An 11758-nucleotide genomic window follows, 5' to 3' on the forward strand; every position below is an offset into this window, starting at 1 on the left:
AAAAAGATTATCTAATAATGAGTGTTACTGCAGAATCAGTATGGAATAATTGTTTATCTTTCATCAAGGATAACATACAACCCCAAGCATTCAAAACCTGGTTTGAACCTATAAAGCCAATTAAACTATCAGATAACTCTTTAAGTGTTCAGGTACCGAGTAAATTCTTTTACGAGTGGCTTGAAGAACACTATGTTAAACTACTAAAAGTTTCTCTTACAAAGGAATTAGGAGAAAATGCAAAGCTAGTTTACATTATTAGAATGGAAAACACTTACGGAAACAGAGAACCGTTTACCGAGAAAATACCAAGCTCTAACAGAACCACAGTTTCTCCTCAAGAATTAGATGTACCTATTAAATCTAAAAATCCTGAGTTAAGAAACCCTTTTGTAATTCCTGGTATTAGAAATATTAAAATAGAATCTCAACTAAACCCTAACTATAATTTTGATAACTTTTTAGAAGGTGACTCTAATAGGCTTGCAAGATCTGCTGGTATGGCAGTAGCTAACAAACCTGGAGGAACATCTTTTAACCCATTATTAATTTTTGGTGGTGTTGGTTTAGGCAAAACTCACCTTGCACACGCAATTGGTGTAGAGATAAAAGATAAATACCCAGAAAGGACTGTTTTATACATTTCTGCTGAAAAATTCACACAACAATATATAGAGTCTGTTAAAAAGAATACTAGAAATGATTTTATTCATTTTTACCAATTAATAGATATTTTAATTATTGATGATGTTCAGTTTTTATCTGGAAAATCTGGTACGCAAGATGTTTTCTTTCATATTTTTAACCATTTACACCAAAATGGAAAACAGGTTATCTTAACATCAGACAAGGCTCCTGTAGATATGCAAGACATAGAACAACGCCTACTATCTAGATTTAAATGGGGATTATCTGCTGAGTTACAAACACCAGATTACGAAACTAGAGTTTCTATCCTTAAAAACAAGCTCTACAGAGATGGTGTAGAAATGCCAGAAGAAATTATAGATTACGTTGCTAAAAACATAAAATCTAACATTAGAGAACTAGAAGGCGCTGTAATATCATTAATAGCACAATCTTCTTTCAATAAAAAAGAAATAACAATAGAACTTGCTCAACAAATTGTAGAAAAATTTGTAAAAAACACCAAAAGAGAAGTTTCTATAGATTACATACAAAAAGTAGTTTCTGATTATTTTGAAATGGATGTTTCTACATTACAATCTAAAACCAGAAAAAGACATATTGTACAAGCCAGACAATTGGCTATGTTTTTTGCTAAAAGATTTACAAAAGCATCATTAGCAAGTATTGGCTCACAAATAGGAAAAAGAGATCATGCAACCGTTTTACACGCTTGTAAAACAGTAGATAATTTAGCTGAAACCGATAAGCAGTTTCGCAAATATATAGAAGATCTTACTAAAAAATTCTCTTAAACTTTAGGGTGATGACAAAAATACTAATGGTTTGCCTAGGAAATATTTGTAGGTCGCCATTGGCCGAGGGCATACTTAAAAACAAAGTAGACCCAACCATAATTTCTGTAGATTCTGCAGGCACTGCTGGCTATCACATAGGAAGTGCTCCTGACCCAAGGTCTGTTGCTGTTGCAAAAAAATACGGTATAGACATAAGTAAGCAAGTATGCAGAAAATTTACTGTAAAAGATTTTGACGAGTTTACCACCATTTATGTTATGGACAATAGCAACTACAATAATGTTATTGCACTAGCCAAGACTCCTGAACACAAGAAAAAAGTAAAACTCTTGTTACATTTTGCAGATACAAAAATTACTGAAGTTCCAGACCCATATTACGGAGGTGACCAAGGTTTTGAAAATGTTTACAACTTAATAGACCAAGCCTGTACAAATATTGCCAAAACACTAAAAAACCAATAACCTATGGAAAACACTACCAAAACAGGAAAAATATATTTAATCCCTACCACTTTAGGTGACAATGAACCTTTGGAAGTGTTGCCAATCTCTATAAAACGAACTATAGAGCAAATAGATTACTATATTGTAGAAAATGAAAAAACTGCAAGGCGCTTTATAAAAAAAATAAGCTCTGGTAAATCTCAGCCAAGTTTACACATAGAACTGATTAACAAGTTTACAGATCCACAAATAATACCAAGTTTTTTAGACCCTTGTTTTGAAGGAAAAAGCATAGGAATTATATCTGAAGCTGGTTGCCCTGGAATAGCAGATCCTGGCGCCGAGGTAGTAAAAATTGCTCATCAAAAAAACTTACAAGTAGTTCCTTTAGTTGGCCCATCTTCAATATTTTTGGCATTAATGGCTAGCGGTTTAAACGGACAAAGCTTTGCATTTAATGGCTACTTGCCTATTGATAGTAGCGAGAGAAAAGCTGTTATAAAAAAAATGGAGCGTATTTCTAAAGACAATAATCAATCGCAAATATTTATAGAGACGCCATACAGAAATGACAAGTTGTTAGCTGAACTTTTAAAAACCTTAGCAAACCACACATTACTTTGTATTGCTACAGATATTACATTACCAACAGAACAAATAGCAACCAACACCATAGCAGAATGGAAAAAAATAAATGTAGATTTAAACAAAAGACCAACTATATTTATTTTTCAAGCATAAAAAAAGCCTCGCAATTACGCTGAGGCTTTTTCCATTTTCATAGTGTAGTATTTTTAAATTCTTGGGTTTCTTACAGCCTTTACTGCAGATACATCATAACCTGCAAAAATTTTCATGTAATAAACAATACTAGATCCATATGCATCTTGCACTGTGTGCGTACCTCTAGAACGTAAAAACTTTTTTACATTTCCTGGTCCTGCTAAATGTGCTGCTGCCAAGATTCCAGATTCTGTTATTTCCAATCCGGCTATTTTACGACCTGCAAATCGTTTAATATCTCTACGCAAAATCCATTTATTTCTACTTAAATTGGTATAAAATACCTTTTCTTGTAAAATAGGATTGCTTAAAAAGGCAGTTACATTTGTAACTCCTAATAACTGCAGTGTTTCTGCTCCAAACTGATACTTTCCTACGTACCCTAATGTGTTTGTCACAAAATAATCTCCCTGAGACTCCTTAAATGCAAGAGCTTCTTTAAATGCGTTGTATGAATCTCCTAAAAAAGGCGGATTTACACTCAACATTTCATCATCATTTTCAATAGCTGTTTTGTATTTGGGATACAAAACCTCTGTAGGTTTACTTATTTTAAGTGTTTTTGGCAATGCTACTGTACCTATTTTGGGTGCAATAATATTGTAACTAAAACTCGTTAAAATAAAAATCATGATTAGGGGGATTAACTTACTAATCCACTTTCTCATATAGTTTCATTTCTTAAGACTTACGGTCTAATATTAAATTAATATTAAGTCAGCTTAAATTTCTCGGGTGCAAATTTACTCCTCATATTGTTCTTAAAATGTTAAAAAAGCATAAAAGATGAGATTTTTAGGATATTCGGCACCAATTAACGGATTAAGTGTTTATCTGTTAATGTTTTGCTTGTTTATCCATCGGATATATTGCTCTTTATTTCGGTTATGTTGCGATAATGTTTTCGCAAACTTGTGATAACCAAAGTTTTCTACGTTAGCAACAAAGTAATAGTAGTCATGTTTTTCCGAATTTAAAACAGCATTTACAGCAGAAATATCTGGCATTGCAATTGGCCCTGGAGGCAAACCAGCATACATATATGTGTTGTATGGAGAATCTAACTTTAAGTCTTTATAAAGTACTCTTTTTATTATTTGCTTAAAATTATTTTGATGTAATTTTAACGCATATATAACAGTTGGGTCTGCTTGTAATAGCATCCCTTTACGTAATCTATTTAAATAAACACCAGCAACTCTTGGTCTTTCATCTACTTTAGCGGTTTCTTTATGCACTATAGATGCTAGTGCAACAACTTCATTTTCTGTTAACCCTAAAGATTTTGCCTTAGCTTTTCTGTCTTCATTCCAAAAGCGCTTATATTCTGTAAGCATTTTTGACCTAAATGTTTCTGCAGAGCTATTCCAATAAAACTCATAACTATTAGGAATATACATTGCTAATTTATTAGCATGAGTAAAATTATTCTCTTTTAAAAACTGAGGTTCATTAAAGGCCTGTATTAAAGACAAGCTATCTGCCTCTATTTGCGTAGCTACTCTTCCTGCTAAATCTTCTAAGGTTTCTTGATTATTAAAAGAAACCTTAACTGGTATATTACGACCACGAAGCGAATTAATAATTTCATTATTATTCATCCCCTTTTTAATCTCAAACTTACCTGATTTTACATTAGATATGTAGCCTTTACGTTTAGCTGCAGCTTCAAAATCTTCTACATCTTTAAGTAATGGTGCAACTTGCTGCTTAACATCATTAAATTTATCTGTAGATTTTACAAAAACGTAAGCTGCATCATTATTAAAATTTGTGTTATTTACAAAAAAAACACCGTACACCATATAAGCAAAAACACTACAACCTACTAAACCTATCAGTAAAACTGCTACTAAAATTCTTTTTATATACATTAATTATTTATCTTTTGATATAATATTTCATCTTTAAATTTACCGTTGGTAAAAATCCAATCTTTTTTTACACCAACAGCATTAAAACCCATTTTTTTAAATAAATGTTTACTTGGCTCATTATCTACCAGGACATTTGCATAAATTTGGTGCAACTGCAATGTTTTAAAAACATAATTACAAACTAACTCTAAGGCTTCTGCTCCAACTCCTTTATTTCTTTTCTTTTTTTCTGATACTATAATACCCAAACCCACCTTTTTATTAGCAGGATCAAAATCAAACAAATCCACCAAACCTAAAACAGTATCATCAAAATCACATATACAAAGACGCAATTGTTTTGCTTCATAAATATCTTTATAAGCATTTTGCAAATACAATTCTAAAATATGCTTAGCATAAGGAGCAGTTGTACCGCTAATTTCCCAAATACTTGTGTCGTTTTCTAATTGATACAGAAAATCAAGATCATTAGGCTCTATTGCACGCAAATATATACGCTCTCCTTTTAAGCTTAACATATTATTTCCCCTTTAAAAACTTGTTTAGCTTCACCCGTTAGGTATACATTTTTATAACTCCCATCTTTAGCAGTAAAACTAATTTCTAAATCACCACCCATTACTTTAATAGGTATTGTTGTTAAATTTGTATTACCAGATTTATGCATAGCTAACGCCACTGCTGTTACACCTGTTCCGCAAGATAAAGTCTCGTCCTCTACACCCCTTTCATAAGTACGCACGGTGTAACCCTTAGCATTTTTAGTTACAAAATTTACATTACTACCAGCTTCACCATATAGGCCGTATCTAATTTTTTTGCCTTCTGTAAAAACATCAAAACCATTTACGTTATCTACCAATTGTACATGGTGCGGAGAACCTGTATCTAAAAAAGAGTAATTTTCTTTTTCTTTTACTTCAGCAACATCAATCATTTGCAGACTTACAATATCACCTTTAATAGTAGCATTATGCAACCCATCTACAGCATTAAATGTGGTTTTTTCTTTTATCACGCCTAAAAAATTAGCAAAGGCAACAAGACACCTTCCTCCATTACCGCACATAGTACTTTCATTACCATCTGCATTATAATACACCATTTTAAAGTCTAAATCCTCATCATTCTCTAGTAAAATTAAACCGTCTGCTCCCACTCCAAATTTACGGTCACATAACGTATTAATTAACTTGGTATCTTGCTTTGGAAAACTTAAAGATCTGTTATCTATCATAACAAAATCGTTCCCTGTTCCTTGATATTTATAAAATGTAATTTGCATAGTCACAAATATATAATTTGTTAAGGTTTTTTTAGCAGTTAAAAAGACGTTAAATTAGACTTTTTGAAATATAAAATTGATAATTTTACAGTTGAAAATGTTAATATATTGAATGATTATGAAAAAAATAACAAGTTTACTAGCCGTTTCTGTGCTTGCAGGCACAATAACTTTAGGAGCATATAAATTATTTTTGGAGGAGAAAAATTATCACATTATAACAGAAGACTCTAATGCATCTACTTTTACAACAAGTAACACACCTGTTTCTTTTAGAGGTGCTGGTATTAATGAAGTAGATTTTACCTCTGCAGCAGAAAATACGGTTAATGCAGTTGTACACGTTAAAAATGTATCTATAGACCAAGAACAAAATCGTGTACTACAGTTTTTTTACGGACAAAGTGTTTCTGCAAAACCACAAGTTGGTACCGGATCTGGTGTTATAATATCTGAAGATGGGTATATAGTTACAAACAACCATGTTATAGACAACGCTACACAACTACAAGTTACACTAAACAACAATAAAACATATGTTGCTGAGTTGGTTGGTACAGACCCTAATACAGATATTGCTCTTTTAAAAATTGATGCAAAAAAGAAATTGCCATATTTAGCATTTGGAGATAGTAACAGTGTTAAAGTTGGCGAATGGGTTTTAGCAGTTGGTAACCCATTTAACCTAACATCTACAGTAACAGCAGGTATTATAAGTGCTAAGGCTCGTAATTTAGATATGAGCAATAAATCACAATCTTTTATACAGACTGATGCTGCTGTAAACCCAGGAAACAGTGGTGGTGCTTTGGTAAATACTAACGGAGACTTAATTGGCGTTAACACAGCTATTACCTCTAGAACAGGATCTTATGTTGGGTATTCTTTTGCAGTACCTAGTAATATTGCTAAAAAAGTTGTTGATGACATTATTGAATACGGAAATGTTTTAGACGGAATTTTAGGCATTTCTACACCAAAAGTAAACTCTAGATATGCCGTAGAAAATGGTTTAAATGAAATTGATGGTGTGTACATTGAAGACGTAACTGAAGATTCTGGTGCTTTTGAAGCCGGTTTACAAAGCGGAGACATTATTAAAAAAACTGACGAAGTAGAAATACACAAATTAGCGGATTTAAATGGTTACTTATCTTCTAAAAGACCAGGAGATACTATACAGATAGCTATTAATAGAGACGATGAAGAAATTATAAAACCTGTAATTTTAAAAGAAAGACAAACCATAATTATAGAAGGTCTTGGTTTAGAAGTTAAAAATCTTAATGATAAAGACCGCAAAAAATTTAAAACCAAAAACGGAGTTAAAATTATAGGAGTTCCTGAGTTGTACAGAATGTATAATTTAGAAGGCAAAGTATTAATTGCTGTAGGAAAAAAAGAAATTAAAAATGTATATGATGCTAAAAACCTTTTTAGCTCTATTGGCAGATACGGCTACACAAGCATAACTATGGTTAATGAAAAAGGAGAAAGAGAACGTCTTATCTTTCAATAGCCAATAAACACAATCCTTTTTAACGGTTAAAAATGCAGACTTAACGAAGTCTGCATTTTTTTTTACAAAAACACTTTACGAAAACGTTTGAAATATAGTACTTTTGCCCAAAATTAAATTTATTTTAAATCATATTTAATGAGTGCCAGTAAATCGTACGAGAAAGAATTAGCTTTTCAAGCAGACCGTAGAAAAGCAACTACAGAGTTCATAAAAATTGTGAGCAACCTGTGGTATGACAAGTCTATTGAGGTAGTTCTTTTCAAAAATCAGATTATTGATAAAAATGTTAGCGACATTATTAACCTACACGAGTATGCAGGTGAATTTGTACAAAAACCAATTTCAATTTTTGATTCTGTTGAAATCTTAAGAGCAATTAACGACATTAAATTACCACCTGCAAAATTAGATATAGGTAAATTAACTTATGAATACCACGCAGATGATAATAATTACAGCAATGTAAAAGCATTTGTTTTAGACAAACTAAAAGATGCTAATGGCGCAAAAACAATAAAACCTAAAGATGTTGTTCTTTATGGTTTTGGTAGAATTGGTAGGTTAGTTGCCAGAGAGCTTATGGCTAAAACTGGTAAAGGAAACCAATTAAGACTTAGAGCTATTGTTACCAGAGGTACAATTAACCAAGAGGTTTTAGAAAAAAGAGCTAGCCTTTTACGTACCGATTCTGTTCACGGACATTTTACAGGTACTATTGATGTAGATGTAGAAAACAATGCTTTAATTATTAATGGCACTACAGTACATATTATTTCTGCCCAAAAACCAGAAGATATAGATTATACTAAATACGGTATAATTAGCGCTTTAATTATAGACAATACGGGTGCTTTTAGAGATAAAGAAGCTTTAAGCAGACACTTACAATCTAAAGGTGCATCTAGAGTATTATTAACGGCACCAGGTAAAGGTATCCCTAACATTGTGCACGGTGTAAACCATTTAGAGCACAACCCAGATACTACTAAAATATTTTCTGCTGCATCTTGCACAACAAATGCAATTACTCCTATTTTAAAAATTGTAGAAGATTCTTTAGGCGTTAAAAAAGGGCATTTAGAAACTATACACGCTTATACTAACGACCAGAATTTAGTAGATAATATGCACAGCAAATACCGTCGTGGTAGAGCAGCAGCACTAAATATGGTAATTACAGAAACTGGCGCAGGTAAAGCAGTATGTTTAGCACTACCTAGTTTAGAAGGTAAATTAAGTTCTAATGCAATTAGAGTACCTGTACCAAACGGTTCTTTAGCTATATTAAACTTAGATGTTAATAATAAAACATCTAAAGAAGGTATCAATACTATTCTTAAAAAATACGCTTTAGAAGGTGACCTTGTAGAGCAAATTAAATACTCTTTAAATAATGAGTTAGTATCATCTGATATAGTTGGCACCTCTGCCCCATCAATTTATGATAGCCCCGCTACCATAGTTTCTAAAGATGGTAAAAACATTATTTTATACATCTGGTATGATAATGAATATGGATACTCTCATCAAGTAATAAGATTAGCTAAGTACATCTCTAAAGTAAGGAGATTTACCTACTATTAATCGATTATGTGTTGGAAAACTTCGTTGTAACTCATAAATTGGAGCATTTTATAGACATTTTTCTATTTTATTTTCCAAGTTTCAGCGGAGTTTTTTTCTTATCTAAAAATATTAAATTACTTTAGCCGTCTCATAAAATTTTTAAACACTACATTATATGAAAGGGTTAAAGCTATTACCAATATTTATTGCTTTACTAGTATGGAACGTACAGTTTGCTCAAGATGATAACGAATCAGAAGATGAAGAGAATAAATTATCATTAGATGGCGGAACAATTGATAACCAATTTGAATATGTATTTAAAAAAGGTGGTAATTGGGGAGCTGCAGGAGTAAAATATGAAATAATTAAAATTACTCATTTAACTAAGCTTAGAGAAAATGTACTTGATTCTTTAACTATTTATGGAAAAACAAAAGCATCATTAAAAAGTACTATTAATGAGCAAGAAGGAACAATTGAAAACTTAAACCAAAAACTAGACGCCACTACTAAAAACCTTACTGCAATTACACAGGAAAAAGATAGTATGTTTTTTTTAGGGATGCAAGTATCTAAAGTAACATACAACCTTATATTGTGGTCTATTATTGGTGGTTTACTTACGTTGTTATTATTATTTATCTACAAGTTTAGAAAAAGTAATGTATTAACGCAAGAAGCTAAAACAAACTTAGCAGAGTTAGAAACTGAGTTTGAAGACCACAGAAGAAGAGCTTTAGAACGAGAACAGAAAATAAGCAGACAGCTTATGGATGAGCTAAACAAACACAAGAAATAAAAACACAAAGCTCCTTTTTTAAGGAGCTTTTTTATTTTTCACAACTATGGTAACAATAAAAAAAGCAACAGAAGAAGATAGTAGCATAGTTGCTCCTTTACTTAACAACTACAGAATTTTTTACAAGCAAGAGCCTAACTTAAAAGCCGCTGAAAATTTTTTGATAGAAAGATTAAGTAAAAATCAATCTCACATATTTATTGCTTTTAAAAATAACATAGCAGTTGGTTTTACACAATTGTACACCTCCTACTCTTCCGTAGCATTACAACCACTATTCATTTTAAATGACCTATACGTAGATACCCAATACAGAGGTAACAACATAGGAACTGAATTACTAAAAAAAGCTCAACAATTTTGCAAAGATAATAAACACAAAGGGCTAGCTTTAGAAACCGCAACCAACAACCCAGCTCAAAAATTATACGAAAAACTAAACTGGGAAAAAGATACAGCGTCTTTTCATTATTTTTGGACTGCTAAATAGCAAAATCTAAATTGTATATTTGCCACCAATATTTTAGTATGAGAATAGATATTATTACGGTTTTACCAGAATTATTAAAGAGTCCTTTTGAAGCTTCAATTCTAAAAAGATCTATAGAAAAAGGGCTAGTAGAAGTTCATTTTCACAACTTAAGAGACTATACAGATAAAAGTTACAACCAAATAGATGATTATCAATTTGGTGGTGGCGCAGGTATGGTTATGATGATAGAACCTATAGACAAATGCATTAGCAAACTAAAGGGAGAACGTACTTATGATGATGTTATATATATGACACCAGATGGTAGTACTTTAAACCAAAAAATGGCTAATACCTTATCATTATCAAAAAATATAATTATTCTTTGCGGACATTATAAAGGCGTAGACCAAAGAGTAAGAGATACCTTAATTACAAAAGAAATATCTATTGGAGATTATGTTTTGTCTGGAGGAGAACTTGGTGCTGCTGTTTTATGTGACACTATTATAAGGTTAATTCCGGGTGTTTTAAATAACGAAACATCTGCTTTAACAGACACCTTTCAGGATAATTTGTTAGCTCCGCCTGTATACACTAGACCTGCAGAATACAAAGGATTAAAAGTTCCTGAAATATTACTGAATGGCAACTTTCCTAAAATTGAAAAATGGAGAGAAGACCAAGCCTACGAAAGAACCAAACAACTAAGACCAGATTTACTAGATAATGATTGATAATTTTGAAATATTATACGGAATAACCTCTATAATTTACGCCTTAATAGCTATTGCCACAACAATTGGCGCCATAATTTACACTACCAAAAAAAAAGGCATAGCAGGTGTTTTTATGATAATTGGCAGCGTTGTTAGTTTTTTATGCTCAATAGCATACCCATTAATAGCTGCATTAACAAGCTCTCTTAATTTAGAACCAGAACAACTAATGTTAGCTAACTACAGTGTTAATATTTTAAGTTGTTTCTTCTCTATTATTTTTGTGACAGGCTTTATTTTAGCCGTTAGTAAATTAAAAAAAGATTCATAATAACCATTTTACAGCAAAAAATACAGTTCAAAACTTGCTATATGTAATTAATAATGTATTTTTGCACTCGATTTAAAATTAACCTCTGGCGAAAAACGTGAACTGTTGATTTTAATAAACTTATATAAAAAAGAAACAAGATGGAAGCATTAATTAAATTTGTTGAAGACGAATTTGTTCCAAAAAAAGATTTTCCAAAATTCTCTGCTGGTGATACAATTACTGTATACTACGAAATTAAGGAAGGTGAAAAAACTCGTACTCAGTTCTTTAGAGGTGTAGTTATCCAAAGAAGAGGTAGCGGCGCTACAGAAACTTTTACAATCCGTAAAATGTCTGGTACTGTTGGTGTTGAGCGTATTTTCCCTGTTAATTTACCTGCATTACAAAAAATTGAAATCAATAAGAAAGGTAAAGTGCGTAGAGCTCGTATCTTCTACTTTAGAGGTCTTACTGGTAAAAAAGCAAGAATTAAAGAAGTTCGTAAATAATACCACTTCTTATACA

At 31.8% G+C, this 11758-nt stretch carries 14 protein-coding genes; 10 read left to right on the forward strand and 4 right to left on the reverse strand.

From position 1 onward, the window contains the following. Positions 1-17: 17 nt before the first annotated feature. From dnaA to CELLY_RS00015, 3 genes are read left to right on the forward strand one after another with little or no spacing between them, the layout of a single operon-like run. Complete coding sequence (gene dnaA / locus CELLY_RS00005; RefSeq protein ID WP_013619585.1) at positions 18-1442, forward strand: chromosomal replication initiator protein DnaA; 1425 nt, start codon at positions 18-20, stop codon at positions 1440-1442. A gap of 11 nt (positions 1443-1453) precedes the next feature. Next, positions 1454-1909, forward strand: a complete 456-nt coding sequence (locus CELLY_RS00010) for a low molecular weight protein-tyrosine-phosphatase (protein WP_013619586.1) — start codon at positions 1454-1456, stop codon at positions 1907-1909. A gap of 3 nt (positions 1910-1912) precedes the next feature. After that, positions 1913-2632, forward strand: a complete 720-nt coding sequence (locus tag CELLY_RS00015) for an SAM-dependent methyltransferase (RefSeq protein WP_013619587.1) — start codon at positions 1913-1915, stop codon at positions 2630-2632. 53 nt (positions 2633-2685) lie between these two features. Here CELLY_RS00015 and CELLY_RS00020 read toward each other — a convergent pair whose 3' ends face one another. The 4 genes from CELLY_RS00020 to dapF form a co-directional block, all read right to left on the reverse strand. Beyond that, entirely contained in the window at positions 2686-3342 is a 657-nt protein-coding gene (locus CELLY_RS00020) for a hypothetical protein (RefSeq protein WP_013619588.1), read from the reverse strand. A 162-nt stretch (positions 3343-3504) separates the two neighbouring features. Then, entirely contained in the window at positions 3505-4548 is a 1044-nt protein-coding gene (gene mltG / locus CELLY_RS00025; protein ID WP_013619589.1) for an endolytic transglycosylase MltG, read from the reverse strand. Beyond that, a complete protein-coding gene (locus CELLY_RS00030; protein ID WP_013619590.1) occupies positions 4548-5072 on the reverse strand; it encodes a GNAT family N-acetyltransferase in 525 nt (174 codons plus the stop codon). Before CELLY_RS00030 ends, mltG begins: the two co-directional genes overlap by 1 nt. Then, the gene (gene dapF, locus CELLY_RS00035; protein ID WP_013619591.1) at positions 5066-5839 is read right to left on the reverse strand and encodes a diaminopimelate epimerase; all 774 of its coding nucleotides are present in this window, start codon (positions 5837-5839) and stop codon (positions 5066-5068) included. The genes CELLY_RS00030 and dapF overlap by 7 nt, the downstream gene beginning before the upstream one ends. A gap of 118 nt (positions 5840-5957) precedes the next feature. Between dapF and CELLY_RS00040 the strand changes: the two genes are divergently transcribed. The 7 genes from CELLY_RS00040 to rplS all read left to right on the forward strand — a co-directional run bounded on the left by CELLY_RS00040 (position 5958) and on the right by rplS (position 11742). Further along, entirely contained in the window at positions 5958-7358 is a 1401-nt protein-coding gene (locus CELLY_RS00040) for a S1C family serine protease (RefSeq protein WP_034645224.1), read from the forward strand. Positions 7359-7496: 138 nt separating this feature from the next. Then, positions 7497-8945: a glyceraldehyde-3-phosphate dehydrogenase gene (locus CELLY_RS00045; protein WP_013619593.1), complete on the forward strand. Its 1449-nt coding sequence runs from the start codon at positions 7497-7499 to the stop codon at positions 8943-8945. A gap of 157 nt (positions 8946-9102) precedes the next feature. Next, the gene (locus tag CELLY_RS00050; protein ID WP_013619594.1) at positions 9103-9729 is read left to right on the forward strand and encodes a hypothetical protein; all 627 of its coding nucleotides are present in this window, start codon (positions 9103-9105) and stop codon (positions 9727-9729) included. A gap of 46 nt (positions 9730-9775) precedes the next feature. Further along, a complete protein-coding gene (locus CELLY_RS00055; RefSeq protein WP_013619595.1) occupies positions 9776-10219 on the forward strand; it encodes a GNAT family N-acetyltransferase in 444 nt (147 codons plus the stop codon). A gap of 38 nt (positions 10220-10257) precedes the next feature. After that, the gene (gene trmD, locus CELLY_RS00060; RefSeq protein WP_013619596.1) at positions 10258-10938 is read left to right on the forward strand and encodes a tRNA (guanosine(37)-N1)-methyltransferase TrmD; all 681 of its coding nucleotides are present in this window, start codon (positions 10258-10260) and stop codon (positions 10936-10938) included. Continuing rightward, the gene (locus CELLY_RS00065) at positions 10931-11251 is read left to right on the forward strand and encodes a hypothetical protein (RefSeq protein ID WP_013619597.1); all 321 of its coding nucleotides are present in this window, start codon (positions 10931-10933) and stop codon (positions 11249-11251) included. Before trmD ends, CELLY_RS00065 begins: the two co-directional genes overlap by 8 nt. 140 nt (positions 11252-11391) lie before the next feature. Next, entirely contained in the window at positions 11392-11742 is a 351-nt protein-coding gene (gene rplS / locus CELLY_RS00070; protein ID WP_013619598.1) for a 50S ribosomal protein L19, read from the forward strand. The last annotated feature ends 16 nt before the right edge of the window (positions 11743-11758 follow it).

Source organism: Cellulophaga lytica DSM 7489, from assembly GCF_000190595.1.
In the GTDB taxonomy this organism is placed as follows: Bacteria; Bacteroidota; Bacteroidia; order Flavobacteriales; family Flavobacteriaceae; genus Cellulophaga; species Cellulophaga lytica.

Coding starts and splice junctions, on each gene's coding strand:
- CELLY_RS00050 (WP_013619594.1), top strand. CDS start 9,103: ATGAAAGGGTTAAAGCTATTACCAATATTTATTGCTTTACTAGTATGG.
- dnaA (WP_013619585.1), top strand. CDS start 18: ATGAGTGTTACTGCAGAATCAGTATGGAATAATTGTTTATCTTTCATC.
- CELLY_RS00040 (WP_034645224.1), top strand. CDS start 5,958: ATGAAAAAAATAACAAGTTTACTAGCCGTTTCTGTGCTTGCAGGCACA.
- CELLY_RS00015 (WP_013619587.1), top strand. CDS start 1,913: ATGGAAAACACTACCAAAACAGGAAAAATATATTTAATCCCTACCACT.
- CELLY_RS00030 (WP_013619590.1), bottom strand. CDS start 5,072: ATGTTAAGCTTAAAAGGAGAGCGTATATATTTGCGTGCAATAGAGCCT.
- CELLY_RS00010 (WP_013619586.1), top strand. CDS start 1,454: ATGACAAAAATACTAATGGTTTGCCTAGGAAATATTTGTAGGTCGCCA.
- CELLY_RS00055 (WP_013619595.1), top strand. CDS start 9,776: ATGGTAACAATAAAAAAAGCAACAGAAGAAGATAGTAGCATAGTTGCT.
- rplS (WP_013619598.1), top strand. CDS start 11,392: ATGGAAGCATTAATTAAATTTGTTGAAGACGAATTTGTTCCAAAAAAA.
- CELLY_RS00065 (WP_013619597.1), top strand. CDS start 10,931: ATGATTGATAATTTTGAAATATTATACGGAATAACCTCTATAATTTAC.
- CELLY_RS00045 (WP_013619593.1), top strand. CDS start 7,497: ATGAGTGCCAGTAAATCGTACGAGAAAGAATTAGCTTTTCAAGCAGAC.
- dapF (WP_013619591.1), bottom strand. CDS start 5,839: ATGCAAATTACATTTTATAAATATCAAGGAACAGGGAACGATTTTGTT.
- CELLY_RS00020 (WP_013619588.1), bottom strand. CDS start 3,342: ATGAGAAAGTGGATTAGTAAGTTAATCCCCCTAATCATGATTTTTATT.
- mltG (WP_013619589.1), bottom strand. CDS start 4,548: ATGTATATAAAAAGAATTTTAGTAGCAGTTTTACTGATAGGTTTAGTA.
- trmD (WP_013619596.1), top strand. CDS start 10,258: ATGAGAATAGATATTATTACGGTTTTACCAGAATTATTAAAGAGTCCT.